Raw genomic sequence first — 19,870 nt, 5'->3', positions numbered from 1 at the left:
TTCACCATTTTTTGCTGACAGTTGCGGTTTTTAGAACCATTTAGGATTTTTTGCATGAATCAGACCACCACCTGGAATGCCCCCACCCGCCATCACGACTCGTTTGGGGCCGTCGTGCGCAGCTACGTGCAGCTCACTAAACCCCGCATCATTCCCCTCCTGCTGATTGAAACGGCGGCGGCGATGTGGGTGGCTGGTCAAGGCCAGGTAGACCCGGTGCTGCTGATGGTGACGCTGCTGAGCGGAACCCTGGCGGCAGCTTCGGCCCAAACCATCAACTGCGTCTACGATCGCGACATTGACTACGACATGGAGCGCACCCGCCACCGCCCCCTGCCGTCGGGGCGCATTCAAATTCGCGATGCGCTGGTGTTTGCCGGGGTGTTGGCGGTACTGGCTTTCAGCCTACAGGCCCTGGTTGCAAACCTGCTGAGTGCCGTTCTGGCGATGGTGGGCATCGCTATCTACGTCGGCGTCTACACCCACTGGCTGAAGCGCTCTTCGCCGCAAAATATTGTCATTGGCGGGGCAGCGGGAGCGATCCCCCCGCTGGTGGGCTGGGCTGCTGTTACAGGCGATCTGCCCCTAGCGGCCTGGCTGTTTTTTGCCATTGTGTTTATTTGGACACCGCCCCACTTCTGGGGTCTGGCCATGCTAATTCAGGACGACTACGCCAAGGTCAACGTGCCGATGATGCCTGTGGTGGTGGGCGACAAAGCGACGGCCCAGCAGATCTGGTACTACACCCTGGTGCTGGTGCCGCTGACCCTGATGATGACCTACCCACTCAAGGCGACTGGGGTGGTCTATGCGGCGATCGCCCTGGGTTTGGGCAGCATGTTTATTCAAAAAGCCTGGGCCTTGCTCAAAGAACCGAGCGATCGCGATCTGGCCAAAGACCTGTTCAAATACTCCATTCTCTACATGATGCTGCTGTCGGCGGGCATGGTGGTGGATAGCTGGCCAATCACTCGGGCAGCGGTGGCGACTCTTTCAAGTCACCTGGAGCCTTTGGCTAGCGTGCTGCCATTTTAGGCATGGGTGACGAGTGGGTGGATGAAATAATCTTGAGTTTAGAGTTTGACTGCAACCCGTCCTAGCCAGCACTCGATTCAAGTGCCGGCCAGGGCGTTCAAGGTGGCGAGGGGCTTTCTAGATCCTGTCCAGTTCGGAATCCCCAACCCAAACCCAATATCTGGCGTTCTCCCCCCGCTCAGTGGAGTTCTGTAGAATAACCAGTGTAGGACCAATACGTTTGGGGTTAGCTCTACAGATGGTCGCGGCGGTATCGATTCAAAACCTGAAGAAGTCTTACGGGGCGGTGGCGGCGGTGCGCAATGTATCGCTCACCATTGAGCCAGGCGAAATTTTTGGTCTGCTGGGGCCAAACGGGGCGGGCAAAACCACCACCATTCGCTGCCTCTGCACGTTGACCACTCCCGACAGCGGCACGCTTGAGGTGATGGGGGTTTCGGTAGTAGACCAGCCCCGGCTGGTGCGCCAGTATCTGGGCTACATTGCCCAAGAGGTCGCCCTCGACAAGGTGCTGACCGGGCGTGAGCTGTTGCAGCTCCAGGCGGATATTTACCACATGCCCAAGGGGGTTTCTGGCCGTCGCATCGACCAGATGATTGACCTGCTGGAGCTGGGCGACTGGGCCGACCAGAAGACTGGCACCTACTCCGGCGGCCTCAGAAAGCGGCTCGACTTGGCTCTGGGTCTGCTGCACCAGCCCGACCTGCTGGTGCTCGACGAACCCACCGTGGGGCTTGATATTGAAACGCGATCGTCGGTGTGGAGCTTTCTGCGCCAGCTGCGGGCGGCAGGCACCACCATTTTGATTACCAGTCACTATTTAGAAGAAGTCGATGCCCTTGCCGATCGCGTGGCGATTATCGACCAGGGCAAGGTGATTGCCTCTGGTACCCCCAGCGATTTGAAGGACAAAATTGGCGGCGATCGCATCACTCTGCGCATTCGCGAATTTACCTCCGACGACGAGGCCGAAAGCGCGCGCACGATGCTGGCCGATTTGCCCTTTGTGCGCGAAGTGATTGTCAATGCCGCCCAGGGCAACTCCTTAAACCTGGTGGTCGATCGCCAGCCTGACGTGCTGCTGACCGTGCAGCAGGCGCTTAAAGCGGCTGGTCTGCCCATATTTGGCATTGCCCAGTCGCGCCCCAGCCTCGACGACGTGTACCTGGCGGCGACAGGCCGCACGCTAATGGATGCCGAACTGGCCGCCGTGGGCCAGCGCGACCTCAAGAAAGAAAAGAAACAGGCTATGAAGGGACGCTAGGATAAGACCATGAGCACCACCATTTCCACCCCATCCCCCACCCGCGAGGCTGCCCCTAGCCTCGAAAATTCAGAACTCAACGCCTGGAAGGCCGATGTCGTTAAAGCCCAGGGGGTTGTTTCTGGAGCCTTTTTGCAGGAGACCCTGGCCATGACTCGGCGGCTGTTTATTCAGCTACAGCGTCGCCCCACCACCCTGGTGGCGGGGGTAGTTCAGCCACTGATCTGGCTGGTGCTGTTTGGGGCGTTGTTTCAAAATGTGCCCGCCGGGCTGTTTGGCGAAAGCCGCAACTACGGGCAGTTCTTGGGGGCAGGCATTATTGTGTTTACGGCCTTTGGCGGTGCTCTCAACGCCGGGCTGCCGGTCATGTTTGACCGCGAGTTTGGCTTTTTGAACCGGTTTTTAGTCGCGCCTCTGGCCTCCCGTTACTCCATTGTGATGGCGTCGGCGCTGTTTATTGCAGCCCTCAGCCTGGTGCAAACGGCAGCAATTTTGGGGTTGAGCGCGGTGCTGGGGGCGGGGCTGCCCAGTCTGCCAGGGCTGCTGCTGGTGTTGTTTATCGTGATGGTGCTGGTGCTGGGCGTAACGGCGCTCAGTCTGGGGCTGACCTTTGCTCTCCCCGGCCACATTGAGCTAATTGGGGTAATTTTTGTCACCAACCTACCGCTGCTATTTTCGAGCACGGCGCTGGTACCACTGGAGTTTATGCCCGGCTGGCTGCAGGTGGTGGCCAGCCTCAACCCTCTGACCTATGCGATCGAACCGATTCGCTACGTGTACCTGCACCCCAGCTGGAGTCTGGGCAGCACGGTGCTGCAAACGCCCTTTGCGGCCGTGTCATTGGGCGCTTGTCTAGCGGTTTTAGTGGCCTTTTGCGGGCTATCGCTGGGGCTGATTCAGCCGCTGCTGCGCCGCCGCATTGCCTGAGCCTAGGTTTGACGTGAGCAAAATGAATGCCCTGGCCAGTTGTGGAGCTGGGCTAAAAGGGTCGGCGGCAAGCGAGTTAGCCGCTACAATACAGGCTTAGAAGCACAATTTACCTGTGCCCAAAGCCTGTTCATAAAGTTTGAGTCGTTACGGTGTCAAGGAGTGCTCCTATGGCTTACCCAACTTTTGTCTCCCGTTCGGTAGCTGCCGCGATCGCAGCCCTGGGTCTACTGTCTTTAGCTCCCGCTGCCCTGGCCCAGTCAACCAGCACCGATCCTACCCGTGCCCCTCGGGTTGATCCTAACGAGGGGTTTGGCAACACAGATGCCAACACCGGTTTATTTGGGGAGAATGCCAGCCCCTTCGATCTGATTCACCGAGCCGTGCTGATGAACGATCGCAGCTCCAGCGACTTTAGCCGCCAGCACCGGGGCCGCATTAACACCGCAGCAGAAAATTTTCGGATTCTACAGCAGAATGCCGTGCGTCAACAGCAGCCCGGCTTAGAGGCTCCTGAGGCTGCTCCGGAGACCGGGGCAGAATAGGGTTACGCGTCCGACGGTTGGCCGTTTCGACGTGTATTATCTAAGAACTAACAGAAGGCCCACCCTGACTCCTCAAGGTGGACTTTCTGTATTCGTATTTTTATAGTTGTGGGGCAATAACGCGCTGCCAGCCCGCATACCGCTAGCCGCCGCCAGGCCCTATAGTTCGCAGGTAAATAGCCGGGTGAGAAAGTAGTTGACCATTTTGGCCCCGTAGGGCGAATCCCACCAGACTACGGGATAGCAGCCGATGGGGTCATCTAGGTCGTGGCGAGCCTGATCGATGGTTTTCCACTGGTCGTTTTGTCGCCAGCCTACCCGCTCGCCCAGGCGGTTGAGGGTAGCGCTATCTTGGGCGATCGCGCTCTCCAGGGTGCCGCCCACCGATTGATAAATCTGCAGCTGCACGCTAAAGCCGAAGCGCCCGCCCGTGTAGGTCGTCCACAAGCGATCGACCACCCGCAGAACGCTACAGGGAAACAGGCGAATGGCGTCGGGGGTGAGATCTTCGCGATCGGGCGTGCCCGCCTCCTGCAAGATGACCCGCACAGTTTCTTCGTCGGCCTCCAGCAGCTTGCCCGTTTTAAGCAGCCGCTGGAGCGGCTGGTAGCGCTCGACATCGGTCACCAGGGTAAGCGCATCCTCAAGGCGGGCAATGCGCTCGGTCAACCCCTGCTGAATAAATCCTTCCAACCTAGATTCCAGCGCTTCTAAGCGGGCGGCCAGTTCGGTCTGCGACCCTTCCCCATCCATATCGACTCCTTATTAGGTAATGTGGGCCAAAACGGTGACTTGGGCCAGCGGTATCGGGCCAATCGGTCTGCGTAGAGCCATTTAGCCAACGCTATAAATTCTAGTCTTGGCCCAGCTCAAGTGTCAGCTAGCGCTGCCTAGGCGGGGTTTTCTCCCTGCGACCGTAACGGGGCCAGAGCCTCGTCTGCTTCAACCTGGGAGCGATCGCCATTGCGCGAACTGTTTGAGATAGACGGCGGTGCCCCAGGGCCACCAAACATCCGCTCGGCCAGGCCTTTGAGAATGACGTAGAGCACGGGCACCACCAGCAAGCTCAGCACCGTGGCCACCAGCAGCCCGCCAAACACCGTATAGCCTACGGCCCAGCGGCTAGCGCTACCGGCCCCGGTCGCCACCAGCAGCGGCGAGAACCCCACCAGCGATGAAATGGCGGTCATAATAATCGGTCGAAATCGCTGCTCGGCGGCGGCGATCGCGGCGGGTACCAGGCCCAGCCCTTGGTCGCGGGCCTGGTTGGCAAATTCCACAATTAGAATGGCGTTTTTGCTGGCCAGGCCGATCAGCATTACCAGACCCACCTGGGCGTAGATGTTGAGGTCAAGCCCCCGCAGAAACAGAAACACCAGAGCACCCAGCACCGCCAACGGTACCGTCAGCAAAATGATAATTGGGTCGACGTAGTTTTCGTACTGGGCCGCCAGCACCAAAAACACCACCAGCACCCCCAGCCCAAAGATAATAGTAGCCAGGCCGCCGGAGGCAATTTCTTCTCGGGCGGTGCCCTGCCAGGCCTGCCCCACCACCGGCAGCGACGCCTGGGCGTGGGCATCGCTCATGGCCGCAATTAGCTGACCCGAGCTAGCCCCCGGTGCGGGCATGCCCTCCAGCTTGATCGATCGCAGCAGGTTGAAGTGGTTAATGGTGGATGGCCCCACCACCTCGCTCAGGCTCACCACCTCGCCCAGGGGCACCATCGTGCCCTGGCGCGATCGCACATAAATGCTGTTGATGTCTGACGGCTCGTTGCGGAACCCCTCCTCGGCCTGCACATAGACGCGGTAGTTGCGTCCGCCGCTAGTGAAGTCGTTGACGTAGCGCGAGCCCAGGTACGTGCCCACGGTGCTGAGGGCCTCATTGATGTCAATATCGAGGGCCTTGAGGCGATCGCGGTTGACGTCAACCTGCACCTGGGGCGAGCTGGCAGTGAACTGAGTAAACACCCCCATCGAAGCGGGCGACTGGTTAGCCAGGCCAATAATTTCGTAGGCGTTGCCCAAAAACTGATCGATGCTCATTTGGTTACCGCTGCGGTCCTGCAGCTGCATTTCCAGCGCTCCCGTGGGGCTAAAGCCCGGCACGGGCGGCGCGTTGAAGGCAATCACTAGCGCCTCTTGAATGCCCGAGAGAGCACCATTAACCTGGGGCAGCAGCCCTGCCACCGTTGACTCAGGGGCGCGGCGATCTTCCCAGGGGGCCAGGGTGGCGAAAAACACGCCCTTGTTAGGCGAAGGGCCGTCAAAGCCAAAGCCCGACAGCATAAAGGTGCTGGTCACCTCCGGAAACTCCGAGATAATTGCGTCGGCCTGGGCCATCACGCCTTTGGTATACTCCAGCGACACGCCGTCGGGAGCTTGCACAATTCCTAGAAAATAGCCCTGGTCTTCTTCGGGCACAAAGCCGGTGGGCACAATTCGCAGCATGCCGACCATCAGCAGTATCCCCACCACAAACAGGGCCACTACGCCGTAGCGCAGCCGAATCAGCATTCGCACCAGCTGCCGGTAGCGCTCAATGATGCGCACCAGCTGGCGGTTAAACCAGGTAAAGAACCCGGCCAGGGGTCCGCCGCGCACCGCTGTTGTCGGGCGCAGCAGCAGGGCCGACATGGCGGGCGAAAAGCTCAGGGCGTTAAAGGTCGATACCACGATCGCAAAGGCAATGGTCAGGGCAAACTGCTGATAAATTTTGCCGGTGCTGCCCGGAAAAAACGCTACCGGAATAAACACCGCCATCAGCACCAGCGACGTTGCGATGACCGCCCCCGAGAGTTCCTGCATCGCGTCGAGGGCGGCCAGACGAGGGCGCATGCCCTGGTCAATCTTGGCGGCAATGGCCTCCACAATCACAATGGCATCATCCACCACCACGCCCGAGGCCAGAATGCAGCCAAACAGCGTCAGCGTGTTGATGGAAAACCCAAACACCAGCAGAAACGCCATGGTGCCAATCAGCGATACCGGAATCGCGACCGCAGGCACGATGGTCGCTCGCCAGTCCTGCAGAAAGATGAACAAAATCAGCAGCACCAGGACGATCGCCGTGATCAGGGTGATCAGCACCTCCTTTAGCGACACCCGCACAAAATCGGTGGTGTCAAACACCAGCTCAGCCCGATAGCCCGGCGGAAAGGACGCTTCTAACTCTGCCATTCGCGATCGCACCGAGCGGGCGACTTCTAAAGCGTTGCTGCCCGGCAGCTGGTATACCAACAGGCCCGCCGCCAGCTTGCCCTCGGTTTTGGCATCAAAGCTGTAGTCCTGAGCCCCCAGTTCGGCTCGACCCACGTCTTGCAGACGCACCAGGTCACCGTTTTCGCCTACTTTAACTACCAGGTTCTCAAATTCTTCGACTTCCTGTAGGCGACCGGGTAGCCGCACCGTGTACTGGTAGGCTTGGCCACTGTCCACTGGCGGAGCCCCAATCGAGCCACCCCCCACCTGTACGTTTTGCTCCTGCAGGGCCGCCACCACATCGTTAGGGGTCAGCGCCTGGCTGGCCAGCGCCGCCGGATCGAGCCACAGGCGCATCGCATAGCGGCCAGCCCCAAACACCTCGGCATTGCCCACGCCGTTGAGCTGCTTCATTTCGTCGAGAATGAACAGGTCGGCGTAGTTGCTCAGGAACAGCGCATCGTAGCGATCGTCATCGGTAAAGAAGCGATACACCAGCAAAATGCTGGGCGACTGAGCGTTGACCGTTACCCCCAGCTGAGTTACCTCCGGCGGCAGCTGCGGCTCGGCTCGGGCCACCCGATTTTGCACATCCACCTGGGCAATGTCTTTGCCACGACCGGGCTGAAACACCACGTTAATGCTGCTCTGGCCAGTGTTTGTGCTGCTAGAGGTGATAAACTCCATCCCCTCCACGCCGTTGATCTCGCGCTCCAGCACCGTAGTGACGTTGTTCTCAACGGTTTCGGCGTCGGCTCCGGTATAGTTAGAGGCCACCAGAATCTGCAGTGGGGCAATCTCGGGCAGTTGCTCAATCGGCAGCAGCGGAATGGCCACCGCCCCCGCCAGCACAATCAGCAGCGTGCACACGGTAGTCAGTACCGGGCGACGAATAAAGTTATCGGCAATGGAGAACAGCGCCATAGGTAGAATACCGGGGCTTAAGGGATAGAGGGCCGCGATTTCCAAAGAAATCGCCTTGCGAATCGCGCCACACAGACGCTACACAACCGTCAAAGCAGCAGGAACTCACGCCCTAGCATCACGGCCTAAGGTGTTGCTGAAGCCTGGGCTTCGGGGGCAATCGGACGGCCGTCCTGCAGCTGCAAAATATTGGTCACAATCACTTCATCTCCGGGTTGCAGCCCGTCAATCACCTGATAGTTGTTCCCCTGCATTTGCCCCAGCTGCACTGGCCGCTGGGAAGCCACCCGCAGGGTTTGCCCGTCTTCCTGGGGCTGGTCGGTGGCCACAAACACAAAGCTTTGTCCGGCGATGCGAGTCACCGCCACGGTGGGCACCAGCAGCGTTGCGGTGGTGCTCCAGATCAGCCTGGCTCGCACAAACTGTCCATCCCGCAGGTTGCCCGCCTCATTTGGAAAACGAGCCTTCACTAAGATCGATTGTCCGGCTCCATCGACCTCCGGCGAAATGAAGTTAACGCTGCCCGTGGCCAGAGGTTCGCCCGTATCAGGGCTCAGCAGCTCTACCGGAATACCTGTCCGCAGCTGGCTGGCCCGCGTAGTCGGCACCTGAATGCGTAAAAATAGCTCGCTATTTTGGGTGATGGTGGCCAGGGTTTGCCCCGCCTGTACGTAATCGCCCACCTTGAGCGACACATCGCCGAGGCGACCGGCAACCGGGGCCACCACCTGCTTAAAGCCCACGTCTGCCTGACTGACATCGACCTGGGCCTGGGCCTGCTCAAAGGTTGAGAGCGCCTGCTGCAGCTGGGCCTGGGCCGCTCGCACGTTGTCTTGGGCCTGGCGCTGGGCGGACTGGGCGACATTGAGCTGGTTTTGGGCGTTGTCTAGGTCTTGGCGGCTCAGTGCCCCTGCCCCCACGAGCCGCTCGGTGCGGCGAAATTCTACGGAGGCCAGCTCGACGTCGGCCTGGGTGCGGGTGAGCTGAGCTTGGGCGGCATCGACCTGGGCCTGGGCGGCCTCGCGCCCAAAGCCAGCGGCCTGGGCGGCCGCTTGATTGGCGGCCACTTCAGACTGCACCTGGTCGGGGCTGAGCTGCACCACGGGCTGACCTTGGGCCACGGTGCTACCAGAGCTAACCAGCACCTGAGTCACCCGGCCCTCTACCTCGGGCTTGAGCTCAATGCGCTGCTCGGCCTCAAGGGAGCCAACGAAGTCAGAGCCTTCCTCAAAGGTGCCGGGCTGAAGTTCTTGCACCCGCACCTGCACCGCCTGAGGCCCCATCGCCCCTGGTGGCTGAGGTTGGCTACAGGCCGCTACAGCTAGCGACAGGGCGAGGGCAGCCCCCAAAGCCTGACCCGATCGACGAATGGTTACTGGCAGCATAGGATCACCAGACTTTGAGTGCGTGTTAGACATGAATGCCATTGCCTAATGGTAATGCAGAGAATTTTAGAGGTATGCCCCAAGGTCTCGCCAAAGCCCGCTATGCCAAGCCCTAGATCGTAGCCGTTAACTATTAAGAGAGGGTAATGAACCGCGATCAAGCAGGTAGAGCTTTACCATATCGACCAGCAGGCGGGCGCGATCGCGAAACGAGCAACTCTGCGGCTCGTAGATACGGTGCAGCAAAATGCCGTCTACCGCACAGCAGAGGAATCCCATGAGCTGCGGGTCATCTAACCCTAGCAGGGCGGCTATCTGCTGCTTGCTCTCCTGCCAAACGTCATGAAACACCTCCACTGGTGCGCCACTTTCCCGGTGCTGATGCTGGTAGAACTCAATCCAAATCAGCATTTTCTTTCTCAAAAAGTCCTCGTTCTGAGCCACAAACTCTAGGGCAGCCTCTATGCGCCCCAGCACACACTCATGTTGGCCAGCCGCGATCGCATTTTGAATATCTTGCAGCGTAGTTTCGCGCACCAGTTGCTCAAACAAACCTTCTTTACTAGGAAAGTAATGGTAAAGCGTGCCCGTAGACACCCCCAGCCCCTGGGCAATTTGGCGCATGGTCAGCGCCGCGTAGCCCTTTTCAGCAAATAAGTCAAAGCATTGGTTTAACAACTCCTTGCGGTACTGGTCGTGGTCGACAATCTTGGGCATACATGTTCAGGCGCTGCGGCCTAACCTCTGAGCAGCTTTGAAACGATACCCCAAGCACTAGAAAATTTATGTTGGACGATCGATATAAAAACAATAGAGCCTTTGCCCTTTCCTGTAAACCTTAAAGTGTGTTTATTTGGTTTAGCGCCTAGACATTGGCTTTAATTTGCTCTTACATGGGCATGGGCTAGGGGTCTATTCCTAGATTTACGCGCTGCCCACCGCGCTTTATTTTGCCTTCACCACTGGCAGGTAGCCTGACCATCGTAGTCAGCAGCAAGGGCACAGTGGGGGGATGGGTTTAGGTATAGGCACGCAAACGCAGCGCGGGCGCTGGAGGCAGGTCAAACCTTACCCTTGGGTCTTCTAACTGCCCCGCAAACATTGACTGGAACTGTTGGTTAGCTGAACTCTTGGGTTGACCTGAGGGCAGAGTAAGCTGCCTCGGCTAGCCCCCAGTCCTCGGGTACCCACAGGTAGGAAATCAACGGGGTGCGGGGCCAAGATCAGACGCTGTTCTCTAGGGTTAAACGATTATTTGAGCGTTTAGGAGGCACATTGAATACTTACAAATTAAACACCTATAAGATGAGGCTCCGGCGGCTCAAACCTAGCCACCTGAGGCGAGAGTGGTTGGCTAACCCCAAGGCCGATATTTTAGCTGGGGCCGTGGTAGGGCTGGCGCTGATCCCCGAGGCGATCGCCTTTTCGATCATCGCCGGGGTCGACCCCAAGGTGGGGCTGTATGCCTCTTTTGTCATCGCAGTTACCACCGCGTTTCTGGGCGGCAGGCCCGGTTCTATCTCCGCCGCCACCGGGGCCATGGCCCTGCTGATGATTGACCTAGTGCGCGACTACGGGCTGGAGTATTTGCTGGTAGCCACCCTGTTGACCGGCGTTTTTCAGGTAATTTTTGGGGTGCTTAAGCTAGGCCGCCAAATGCGCTACGTGCCGCGAGCCGTAATGGTGGGCTATATCAACGCCCTAGCGGTGCTGATTTTTCTAGCGCAGCTGCCCCAGCTTATCAACGTACCGCCGGCGGTATACGTCATGGCCGCCCTTTCCCTGGTGATCATCTACGGCCTGCCTCGGGTGACTAAGGCAGTACCGTCGCCCCTGGTGGCGCTGTTTGTGATGACAACGGCAGCAATTTCTTTGGGCATTGACGTGCCCACGGTGGGCGACATGGGAGAACTGCCCACAACCCTGCCTGTTTTTGCTCTGCCCCAGGTGCCCTTAACCCTCGAGACCCTGCGTATTGTGCTGCCCACATCCCTAACCATGGCGGTGGTGGGGCTACTGGCTTCGTTTCTGACCGCATCTTTAGTAGATGAGCTAACCGACACTCCCAGCGATAAAAACCGAGAGGCCAAAGGACAGGGCATTGCCAACATCATCACCAGCTTTTTTGGCGGTATGGCGGGCTGCGGCATGATTGGCCAATCGGTGATTAATGTGCAGTCGGGTGGCCGAGGCCGATTGTCTACTCTGTGCGCCGGGGTGTTTCTGTTGTTCGCCATCCTCGCCCTCAGCGGCTGGGTGCGTCAAATGCCCATGGCGGCTCTGGTAGCCGTCATGATCATGGTTTCGATTGGCACGTTTCGGTGGGCCTCCTTTCGCGACATGGCTCGCATTCCCCGCAGCGAAACGGCGGTGATGCTAACCACCATGCTGGTGACCATTTTTACCCGTAACTTTGCGCTAGGGGTGGCCACCGGTATTGTCATGAGCACGGTGTTTTTCTCGCGCAAAATTGCCCGGCTGGTGTTTGTCGACAGTGTGCTAAAAGATAACGGCAGCCACCGGGTTTACAGTGTGTCGGGGCAAATTTTCTTTGTGTCGATCGACGAGTTTTTAGAAGCTTTCGATTTCAGTGAATTTGTCGATCGCATCACCGTCGATCTGACCCATGCCCACCTGTGGGATCAGGGGGCGGTAGCCGCTTTAGATAAAGTCGTGAATAAGTTTCGCCGGGCTGGGGCAGAGGTGGAGGTCATTGGTCTCAATGACGCGAGTGCCACCTTGGTCGACAAGCTGGCGATCCATAGCCGACCTCCCGTTAGTTCACACACCGCTGACTAGAGAAAATATGGCGCAACGCATCTTACTGTGTACAGACGGTTCACCGTTTGCCCAAAGCAGCTACCCCTACGGGGCGTGGTTGGCCAAGCGGCTCGGGGCCAGTGTAGACGTGCTCTACGTTAGCGATGACCGAGGGCGAATCACGGCAGAAGCTTCTAACCTCAGCGGCAGCATTGGCCTAGGTGCTTCAGAAAGCCTGCTCAAAAAGCTGGTGGAGGTAGAACACGAGCGGGCAAAACTCCACCACCAGCAGGCCAAGCTGATTTTGGCCGCTGCTGAGCAAATCCTAACCACGGCTGGGGTCGAATCGGTCAAGCTGATTCATAGGACTGGTTTTTTAGTGGACTACCTGGAGAAGCTGGAGGTCGATGCCGACCTGATTGTGATGGGCAAGCGGGGCGAGTCGGCCCAGTTTGCGGCGGGGCATCTGGGGGCTAATCTGGAGCGCATTGTGCGGGCCAGCCAGCGGCCCTGCCTGATCACCCCGCGTCACTATCAGCCTATTGAGCGGGTGCTGATCGCTTACGACGGCAGCCTCAGCAGTCAAGCAATGCTGACATTTGTCGCTCAATCGCCCTTGGTCAAAGGGCTGGAGATACATGTGATTACCGTGGCTAAAGGCGCTGATGACGCTGCGGCTGTAGCCTCCCTGGAGCGGGCCAAGCATCAGCTCCAGGCCACCGGTTGGGCACCCGTTTGCACCCTGGCAGAGGGGGACCCTGAGGCGGCGATCGCGCAATATTGCCAAACTAACGCCGTAACGCTGCTGCTGCTGGGGGCCTACGGCTATAGCCGCATGCGCCACTTGGTCATAGGCAGCACCACAGCCCAGGTGCTGCGCAGCACCGATTTGCCAGTGCTGGTCTTTCGGTAACTGGTATTTCGGTGCACCGCGCTGAACTCTCCTGGCCTGACATAGCAATCGCCACTTAGGTTAAGGCATGACACCAGCGAGATGTTGGAGTGGCGGTTGCGAACCAGCTACTGTCCCGGTCTGGGCTGAGATCCTCGATTCTGTCCTAAATCAGCTGGCCAGGGCGATATAACCAATTGCAACCGTCCTAGTCGTCGGCCTTCCGCACCTGGCCAAAACGGCTTTTACACTCCTAACCGCGCTGCGATCGTAGCCAGCACCGACCGGCTGAGCGCGTCGTAGTCATAGCCGCCCTCAAGGCCAAACAGAATCCTGTCGGTGACGCTCAGGCAATGCTGGGTGAATGCACCGTAATCTTGGGGCTGTAGGTTGATGTCGGCTAGGGGGTCAGCGGCATTGGCGTCGTACCCGGCGCTGACGATCAGCAGATCGGGAGCGAAGTCTGTCAGAAAAGGAACTACCTTTTGCTCAAATGCCTCGGTGTAATCGGCGCTGGCGCTGCCGGGGGCCATGGGCAGGTTGAGCACGTTGCCGTGAAAGCCGGTTTCGCTGCTGTGGCCGGTGCCGGGGTAGGCGGGCAGCTGGTGCAGCGAGCAGTAGGCGATCGCGGCATTCTGCTCCACCAGCGCCTGGGTGCCGTTGCCGTGGTGCACATCCCAGTCGAGAATGGCGACACGGGCAATGCCGGGCTGCTCTAGGGCGTAGTGGGCGGCGATCGCCGCATTGGCGAACAGACAAAAGCCCATGCCGCGATCGCGCACCGCATGGTGCCCCGGCGGGCGGGCCAGCACAAAGGCCGAATGCCCTGTTGAGCACAGGTAGTCGACGCCATCTAGCCAGGCGCTCACCGCCAGCCGCGCCACGGCATAGCTCTCCTCAGAGACTACGGTATCGCCATCGACGTGGCCACCGCCGGTATGGGCAATTTCGCGCAGGGCCGCAACGTAGCGAGGGTTATGAATTTGGGCAATGCGCGTATCGACATCGCGCTGGTGCACCGGAGTGGGCGATCGCCAGTCTAGCTGTCCGGCCCAGGTCGCCTGCTCTAAAGCGGCCACAACCGCTTTCAATCGACCCGCGTTTTCAGGATGAAAATGGCCGGTGTCGTGGCTTAAAAATTCTGGCGAATAGATAATAGCAAAATCGGCCATGGTGAAGGCGTGGTGCACAGCAAACTCTCAGGGGACAAACTATCAGAATGAAGGCCCCGTGGGAGGGGTTAAACGAAGCCGCAAAGCACTGCGGAATCAGGGCTCCATGTCCCGTCCTTCTACCATAGCAACCTCTGATTTGACCCAGGGATTTCGTGCTAAAATATAGCCTGTATGCAACCCCAAAAACATAACTGATTAAGCGCTATTCAGCACCGCTCGGTGCGAGGGTCTGACTAGCGCTTTGTTGTTCGCAAATTCGGAGTTTTTCCGCCTATGGCAACCCCAGAAGAGCGCATCGTCCCTACCGATCTGCGCGTTGAAATGCAAAGCTCTTACCTGGAATACGCCATGAGCGTGATCGTGGGTCGGGCGCTGCCAGATGCCAGGGATGGGCTCAAGCCGGTGCACCGCCGCATTCTCTATGCCATGCACGAGCTGGGTTTAGCCGCCGATCGCCCCTTTCGTAAGTGCGCCCGTGTGGTGGGCGAAGTGCTGGGTAAGTACCACCCCCACGGCGACACGGCGGTGTACGACGCCCTGGTGCGCATGGCCCAAGACTTCTCCATGCGAATGCCGCTGATCAACGGCCACGGCAACTTTGGCTCCATTGACAACGACCCCCCGGCGGCGATGCGATACACCGAGTGTCGCCTGCAGTCGCTGACCAGTGACTCGCTGCTGCAAGACATCGAGTCAGACACCGTCGATTTTGCCGATAACTTTGACGGTTCCCAACAAGAGCCAGTGGTGATGCCCTCGCGGCTGCCCCAGCTGTTGCTCAACGGCTCCTCCGGCATTGCCGTGGGCATGGCCACCAACATTCCGCCCCACAACCCCGGCGAGCTGATCGACGGCGTGATCGCGCTGATCAATAACCCCGAGATCTCTACCGCCGAGCTGATGGAGATCATCCCCGGCCCCGATTTCCCCACGGGCGGGCAAATCTTGGGTCGCAGCGGCATTCGCGACGCCTACATGACCGGGCGCGGCTCGGTCACCATGCGCGGCGTGGCCAGCATGGAAACCATCGAGCACCGGGGCCGCCCCGATCGCGAAGCCATTGTCATCACCGAGCTGCCCTACCAGACCAACAAGGCGGGCATGATCGAGCGGATCGCCGAAATGGTGAACGAGCGCCGCCTGGAGGGGATTTCGGATATTCGCGATGAAAGCGATCGCGACGGTATGCGCATCGTCATCGAGCTGAAGCGCGACGCCTACCCCCGCGTGGTGCTCAACAACCTCTACAAGCAGACGCCCTTACAAAACAACTTCGGCGTCAACATGCTGGCCCTGGTCAACGGCGAACCCCAGCTGCTCGGCCTCAAGCGCATGCTGGAGGTGTTCCTGGAGTTTCGTGAAGAAACCATTGTTCGCCGCACCCGCTACGAGCTGCGCAAAGCCGAGGAGCGCGACCACCTGCTCCAGGGGTACCTGATCGCCCTAGACAATTTGGATGCCATTATTGCCCTGATTCGCGGCGCGGCAGACACCCCGACCGCCAAGCAGGAGCTGATGGATACCTACAGCCTCTCGGAGCTACAGGCCGACGCTATTCTGCAAATGCAGCTGCGCCGCCTCACCGCCCTGGAGGCCGACAAAATCCAGCAGGAGCACGAGGAGTTGGTCGCTAAGATCACCGACCTGCAAGACATTCTGGCCCGCCGCGAGCGCATTCTGGAGATCATCACCACCGAGCTGGGCGAACTCAAGGCCAAGCACGACAGCCCCCGCCGCACCGTGATCGAGATGGACGACGGGGAACTCACCGACATTTCGCTGATCGCCAACGAGCAGGTGGTTATTCTCGTCACCGACCAGGGTTATATCAAGCGCATGCCCGTGGCCACCTTTGAGGCCCAGAGCCGCGCCACCCGAGGCAAGGCCGGGGCCAAGATGAAGGAAGACGACGGCGTGCAGCACTTCATCACCTGCTACACCCACGACTACCTGCTGTTCTTTAGCGATCGCGGCGTTACCTACGCCCTGCGCGCCTACCAGATCGCCGAGGGCTCCCGCGCCGCTCGCGGTATGCCCATCGTGCAAATGCTGCCCATCCCTAAAGAAGAGGCGATTACCTCGGTGCTGGCGGTGCGCGAGTTCACCGACGAAGACTATCTGGTAATGCTGACCCAGGGCGGCTTTGTGAAGAAAACCGCCCTGTCGGCCTTCAGCAACATTCGCACCAACGGCCTGATTGCCATTTCCCTCGAAGAGGGAGACCACCTCAAGTGGGTGCGCCTGGCCCGCAACACCGACAGCATTTTGATCGGCTCGCGGCGGGGCATGACCATTCACTTTAAGGCCACCGACGACCAGCTGCGGCCCCTGGGCCGGCCCACTCGCGGCGTGCGGGCCATGGCCCTGCGCGACGGCGACGAGCTGATCAGCATGGATATTTTGCCCAGCCAGGTGGTGGAAGCGGTGGTGCAGGCCACGGAGGCGGGCGGCGACGACGACGACGACGACACCATCACCAACGGCAGCGAAAGCGGACCCTGGGTGCTGGTGATCACCGCCTCGGGCCTGGGCAAGCGGGTGCCGGTGGCCAAGTTTCGCCTGCAAAACCGGGCCGGTATGGGCCTGATGGCGATCAAGTTCCGCAAGCGCGACGACACCCTGGCCTCGCTGCTGGTGGTGGGCGAGGGCGACGAACTCATGCTGGTAACCAACCGGGGCATCATCATTCGCCAGCGGGTGAACGATATCTCGATTCAGTCGCGCCCGGCGACCGGGGTGCGCTTGCAGCGGCTTGATGCCGAAGATGCGATCGCCGCCGTGGCCGTGGTGCCCCCTGCGCTGCAGGAAGAGCCCTTCGACGACACGGTAGAAGCGATTGTGGAAGCGATCGAGGAGGCTGCCGAGGCACCCACCGAAGTCACTCCTGATGAACCAATCTAACTATTGCCCCACCCCTGGGAAAGAAAATCGCCATGGTAGATCTGGGGTTAACCCACATTGCCCTGCCCGTTGCTGACATAGAACGCAGCATTGCGTTCTATAGGACCTATGCAGCGATGGAGGTGATCCACCACCGGGTCGATCAGGCGACGGGGGTTAAGGTTGTGTGGCTGTCTGACCACACGCGCCCCTTTGCGATCGTGCTCATCGAGCAAGCGGCGGTACAGCCCCTGCTGACTCACTTGGCCCATTTGGGAGTCGGCTGCAAAAGTCGCGAGGCAGTAGATACCCTGTGCAACCTGGCCCGGCAGGAGGGTTGCCTACTACAAGACCCGCAAGATTCTGGCTACCCGGTGGGCTACTGGGCCTTTTTGCGCGACCCCGATGGCCACACATTGGAACCCTCCTATGGGCAGGAGATTGGGCTGGCCGCGAAGAAAGGCTAATTTTATAGCCATCGCCCTCCAATTTCCCGGCTCGACGAGCACATTGGCGATGGAGGGTTCTCTTGGCGGTTGGGCTTTAGATGTATTGGAGGCAACCTAGGCCGCCTGTTCTGCTTCGGCGGTTGGGGCTAGGGGAATGACTGGGGCAGGGGCGGACTGGGTGGTGAAGCTGTCCCACCGGTTGAGGTATGGCGCGAGGTGGCGATCGCCCTCAGTGATGCGATCGCGCACCACCGCCCGCACCCGCTCCTCTTCGTCGCCATACTGCTCTGGGCTAAAGAACCCGGCAAATCGCCCGGCCCGCAGCCATACCAGGTAAGTGCTCAACGCGTCGTACTGACTCTGCACCACAATGGATTGCAGATCCCCGTCGACCCACCAATCCACCACATCGTGTGGCTCTGCCCCCACCGGGCCGGGAATGCCCATCGCCGCCGCCAGTTCGTGCAGGGTAGGCGTCGCAATGCCCCAGCCGCTGAGGACGCTTTTCAAATCGATGTGGGCATCGCCGTGGCGGCTAAAGTAGTCGCTGCCCCAGCCCTTGTCGGCCCGGCGGCAAAATTCTGCGGCTGAAATGCCTGAAACCAGCCCGCGCTGCAGCAAAATCGGCAGGTCAGCGGTTTGCGAATTAAAGCCCACCAGCTGAGGATGGTGCTGCCCCAGGTAGCTCAGAAAGGTAGAAATCAGCTCTCCCTTATCCATCAGCTGATCAATCTGCCTCGGCAGGGTGGTCAAGCGCAGGCGAATGCCGCCATCGGGCTGCTGCTCTCGGATTACGGCAGTGACAGCGACCACGCGACACAGCGCCGTTTTGAGGTGCGGGCGAGGCTTGTCTGCCGTAGCCCCAGCCTTAGCCCACATCACGTCGAGAACGTCAGCATCGGGCATCGTTTGAGGCAGGCCGTACACCCGCCGCCCCGAGGCGGGGTCGGGCACCCACTCCAAATCAAAAGCACACACCTGCCGACCGACGGATTTGAACATGGCTGCCCCCTGGGTTGTGCTAAAAACTCACCCAGGCGCTGGCTGGGCATTGTTTTTAACATTCCCAGGTCGCTGAGCCTAGGGAACTTGCCAGGCCCGTTGGTGATAGTCGTCGGGTTCTGGAAATAGATCAACAGGTTCACCGTGGTGATGCCCGTGCCCATGATCATGCCCGTGCCCGTGCCCATGATCATGCCCGTGATCATGGGTATGTCCCTGATCGTGAGCGTGTCCATGATCGTGCCCGTGGGCGTGCCCATGACCGTGCTGCCCGTCCCTAGCAGCCAGACGAAACTTGCACATTTCGCAGTTCATCGCTACCTGACCCAAATGGGTTTCTAGCTCGCGATCGCGCAAAATCTGCATCAGCTGCGGGTGGCTGCCCATCTCCGGCAAATAGACCACCTGCTGATCGCGATGCGCCGCCTGCTCCTGCTGAGTGATATCTACAATCTTCTTCACCAGCACCCCGGTAAAGAGAAAATAGGGCAGCACAATGATGCGCTTGGGGTCGTACAGTCGGGCGCGGCGAAAGCCTTCTTCTAAACGGGGGTGGGTAATGCCAATAAAGCAAATCTCGACGGTTTTGTAGCGGCTGCCCTCCCACACAATTCGGGCCAGCTTATATACATCGCCATTGGCGTCGGGGTCGCTAGCCCCCCGACCCACAAACAGCAGCACCGTATCCTCGCGGCCAATGCCATCGGGGTTAAAGCGGGGCGTATCTAGCTCTGCCAAGCGCTCTTGCCAGAGCTGAATGATTGCAGGGGTAATGCCAAAGTGGCGACCGTAGTGAAAGGTCACCTGGGGGTGGCGCTGACGAGCGCGATCGAGCTCATTGGTGACGTCAAACTTGTTGTGGCGGGCCGCAAACAGCAGAATTGGCAGCACCGAGATATCGGTGTAGCCCTTCTCCACACACAGATCGACGCCATCTTGAATGGTGGGTTCGCTCAGCTCCAGAAAGCAGGGAATCACCGGGCGAGAGGTGTCGAGCGCTTGGTAGGCGGAAGCAAATTCAAGCACGCGATCGCGCCCCTCCGTATCCCTGCTGCCGTGGCCCACCAGCAGCAGCGGTCGCTGGGTGGGCAGGGGCGACCAGCGATCGGGCGCACTGGGAGAAAAATCGTGCAGAGTGGTAATAGTGGGGGCGATCGCCATAGGTACTTAACGTGCCGCAGTGATAATAAATCTAACCTTCAGCTCAGTCAAAAGGTACCGGCAATGACAATTTGGACAGTAGCCAACCTGGCAGGGGGCAACGCTAACCTAAACCTGCACAGACCTAAAGGCCAAATCCACCACCGGACTAGCCTGAGATAAAACCATGGTTGCCATAAAAACGCAGCCAGATAAAAATCAGTCTGCCTGGTTATCTTAGCCCAGGGCAGGGCGTAGAACCATCCTGGGGGTGGGCATTAACACCGCA

General features: G+C 59.4%; 15 protein-coding genes. 8 read left to right on the top strand and 7 right to left on the bottom strand.

The annotated features are described in order from the left end of the window. Nucleotides 1-54: 54 nt before the first annotated feature. The 4 genes from IQ265_RS01955 (at nucleotide 55) to IQ265_RS01940 (ending at nucleotide 3,771) form a co-directional block, all read left to right on the top strand. Nucleotides 55-1,035, top strand: a complete 981-nt coding sequence (locus IQ265_RS01955; protein ID WP_194050514.1) for a heme o synthase — start codon at nucleotides 55-57, stop codon at nucleotides 1,033-1,035. Between the two features lie 238 nt (nucleotides 1,036-1,273). Continuing rightward, a complete protein-coding gene (locus tag IQ265_RS01950) occupies nucleotides 1,274-2,299 on the top strand; it encodes an ABC transporter ATP-binding protein (RefSeq protein WP_194050632.1) in 1,026 nt (341 codons plus the stop codon). 9 nt (nucleotides 2,300-2,308) lie between these two features. Then, complete coding sequence (locus IQ265_RS01945) at nucleotides 2,309-3,226, top strand: ABC transporter permease (RefSeq protein WP_194050513.1); 918 nt, start codon at nucleotides 2,309-2,311, stop codon at nucleotides 3,224-3,226. 170 nt (nucleotides 3,227-3,396) lie between these two features. Further along, on the top strand, nucleotides 3,397-3,771 hold the full coding sequence (locus IQ265_RS01940; protein ID WP_194050512.1) for a hypothetical protein: 375 nt from the start codon (nucleotides 3,397-3,399) through the stop codon (nucleotides 3,769-3,771). A gap of 159 nt (nucleotides 3,772-3,930) precedes the next feature. Here IQ265_RS01940 and IQ265_RS01935 read toward each other — a convergent pair whose 3' ends face one another. From IQ265_RS01935 to IQ265_RS01920, 4 genes are all read right to left on the bottom strand, one after another. Beyond that, complete coding sequence (locus tag IQ265_RS01935) at nucleotides 3,931-4,524, bottom strand: GUN4 domain-containing protein (protein ID WP_194050511.1); 594 nt, start codon at nucleotides 4,522-4,524, stop codon at nucleotides 3,931-3,933. 137 nt (nucleotides 4,525-4,661) lie between these two features. Continuing rightward, a complete protein-coding gene (locus tag IQ265_RS01930) occupies nucleotides 4,662-7,898 on the bottom strand; it encodes an efflux RND transporter permease subunit (RefSeq protein ID WP_194050510.1) in 3,237 nt (1,078 codons plus the stop codon). Nucleotides 7,899-8,023: 125 nt separating this feature from the next. Next, complete coding sequence (locus IQ265_RS01925; protein ID WP_194050509.1) at nucleotides 8,024-9,283, bottom strand: efflux RND transporter periplasmic adaptor subunit; 1,260 nt, start codon at nucleotides 9,281-9,283, stop codon at nucleotides 8,024-8,026. A 126-nt stretch (nucleotides 9,284-9,409) separates the two neighbouring features. Further along, nucleotides 9,410-10,000 (bottom strand): TetR/AcrR family transcriptional regulator, encoded by a 591-nt coding sequence (locus IQ265_RS01920; RefSeq protein WP_194050508.1) that lies wholly within the window; start codon nucleotides 9,998-10,000, stop codon nucleotides 9,410-9,412. A gap of 588 nt (nucleotides 10,001-10,588) precedes the next feature. Here IQ265_RS01920 and IQ265_RS01915 point away from each other — a divergent pair. Then, nucleotides 10,589-12,082, top strand: coding sequence for a SulP family inorganic anion transporter (locus IQ265_RS01915; RefSeq protein ID WP_194050631.1), 1,494 nt, complete (start codon nucleotides 10,589-10,591; stop codon nucleotides 12,080-12,082). Between the two features lie 7 nt (nucleotides 12,083-12,089). Further along, on the top strand, nucleotides 12,090-12,956 hold the full coding sequence (locus IQ265_RS01910) for a universal stress protein (protein ID WP_194050507.1): 867 nt from the start codon (nucleotides 12,090-12,092) through the stop codon (nucleotides 12,954-12,956). 224 nt (nucleotides 12,957-13,180) lie between these two features. Here the strand turns inward: IQ265_RS01910 and IQ265_RS01905 are convergent, their stop codons facing one another. After that, on the bottom strand, nucleotides 13,181-14,107 hold the full coding sequence (locus tag IQ265_RS01905; protein ID WP_194050506.1) for a histone deacetylase: 927 nt from the start codon (nucleotides 14,105-14,107) through the stop codon (nucleotides 13,181-13,183). Nucleotides 14,108-14,383: 276 nt separating this feature from the next. Here IQ265_RS01905 and gyrA point away from each other — a divergent pair, with 276 nt between their 5' ends. Both gyrA and IQ265_RS01895 read left to right on the top strand, forming a co-directional pair. Further along, entirely contained in the window at nucleotides 14,384-17,011 is a 2,628-nt protein-coding gene (gene gyrA / locus IQ265_RS01900; protein WP_194050505.1) for a DNA gyrase subunit A, read from the top strand. A 32-nt stretch (nucleotides 17,012-17,043) separates the two neighbouring features. Beyond that, on the top strand, nucleotides 17,044-17,457 hold the full coding sequence (locus IQ265_RS01895; protein WP_194050504.1) for a VOC family protein: 414 nt from the start codon (nucleotides 17,044-17,046) through the stop codon (nucleotides 17,455-17,457). Nucleotides 17,458-17,553: 96 nt separating this feature from the next. Here the strand turns inward: IQ265_RS01895 and IQ265_RS01890 are convergent, their stop codons facing one another. Then, entirely contained in the window at nucleotides 17,554-18,441 is an 888-nt protein-coding gene (locus IQ265_RS01890) for a hypothetical protein (RefSeq protein WP_194050503.1), read from the bottom strand. A gap of 78 nt (nucleotides 18,442-18,519) precedes the next feature. Continuing rightward, nucleotides 18,520-19,602: a sirohydrochlorin chelatase gene (locus IQ265_RS01885; protein WP_194050502.1), complete on the bottom strand. Its 1,083-nt coding sequence runs from the start codon at nucleotides 19,600-19,602 to the stop codon at nucleotides 18,520-18,522. Nucleotides 19,603-19,870: the final 268 nt, after the last annotated feature.

Source organism: Nodosilinea sp. LEGE 06152 (assembly GCF_015207525.1).
In the GTDB taxonomy this organism is placed as follows: Bacteria; Cyanobacteriota; Cyanobacteriia; order Phormidesmidales; family Phormidesmidaceae; genus Nodosilinea.
This window is presented reverse-complemented; position numbering and strand designations above follow the sequence as displayed.

Excerpts from the sequence above, each read along its gene's own strand:
- IQ265_RS01915 (WP_194050631.1), top strand. The coding sequence starts at position 10,589 with ATGAGGCTCCGGCGGCTCAAACCTAGCCACCTGAGGCGAGAGTGGTTG.
- IQ265_RS01940 (WP_194050512.1), top strand. The coding sequence starts at position 3,397 with ATGGCTTACCCAACTTTTGTCTCCCGTTCGGTAGCTGCCGCGATCGCA.
- IQ265_RS01895 (WP_194050504.1), top strand. The coding sequence starts at position 17,044 with ATGGTAGATCTGGGGTTAACCCACATTGCCCTGCCCGTTGCTGACATA.
- IQ265_RS01885 (WP_194050502.1), bottom strand. The coding sequence starts at position 19,602 with ATGGCGATCGCCCCCACTATTACCACTCTGCACGATTTTTCTCCCAGT.
- IQ265_RS01950 (WP_194050632.1), top strand. The coding sequence starts at position 1,274 with ATGGTCGCGGCGGTATCGATTCAAAACCTGAAGAAGTCTTACGGGGCG.
- IQ265_RS01890 (WP_194050503.1), bottom strand. The coding sequence starts at position 18,441 with ATGTTCAAATCCGTCGGTCGGCAGGTGTGTGCTTTTGATTTGGAGTGG.
- IQ265_RS01910 (WP_194050507.1), top strand. The coding sequence starts at position 12,090 with ATGGCGCAACGCATCTTACTGTGTACAGACGGTTCACCGTTTGCCCAA.
- IQ265_RS01945 (WP_194050513.1), top strand. The coding sequence starts at position 2,309 with ATGAGCACCACCATTTCCACCCCATCCCCCACCCGCGAGGCTGCCCCT.
- gyrA (WP_194050505.1), top strand. The coding sequence starts at position 14,384 with ATGGCAACCCCAGAAGAGCGCATCGTCCCTACCGATCTGCGCGTTGAA.
- IQ265_RS01905 (WP_194050506.1), bottom strand. The coding sequence starts at position 14,107 with ATGGCCGATTTTGCTATTATCTATTCGCCAGAATTTTTAAGCCACGAC.
- IQ265_RS01955 (WP_194050514.1), top strand. The coding sequence starts at position 55 with ATGAATCAGACCACCACCTGGAATGCCCCCACCCGCCATCACGACTCG.
- IQ265_RS01935 (WP_194050511.1), bottom strand. The coding sequence starts at position 4,524 with ATGGATGGGGAAGGGTCGCAGACCGAACTGGCCGCCCGCTTAGAAGCG.
- IQ265_RS01930 (WP_194050510.1), bottom strand. The coding sequence starts at position 7,898 with ATGGCGCTGTTCTCCATTGCCGATAACTTTATTCGTCGCCCGGTACTG.
- IQ265_RS01925 (WP_194050509.1), bottom strand. The coding sequence starts at position 9,283 with ATGCTGCCAGTAACCATTCGTCGATCGGGTCAGGCTTTGGGGGCTGCC.
- IQ265_RS01920 (WP_194050508.1), bottom strand. The coding sequence starts at position 10,000 with ATGCCCAAGATTGTCGACCACGACCAGTACCGCAAGGAGTTGTTAAAC.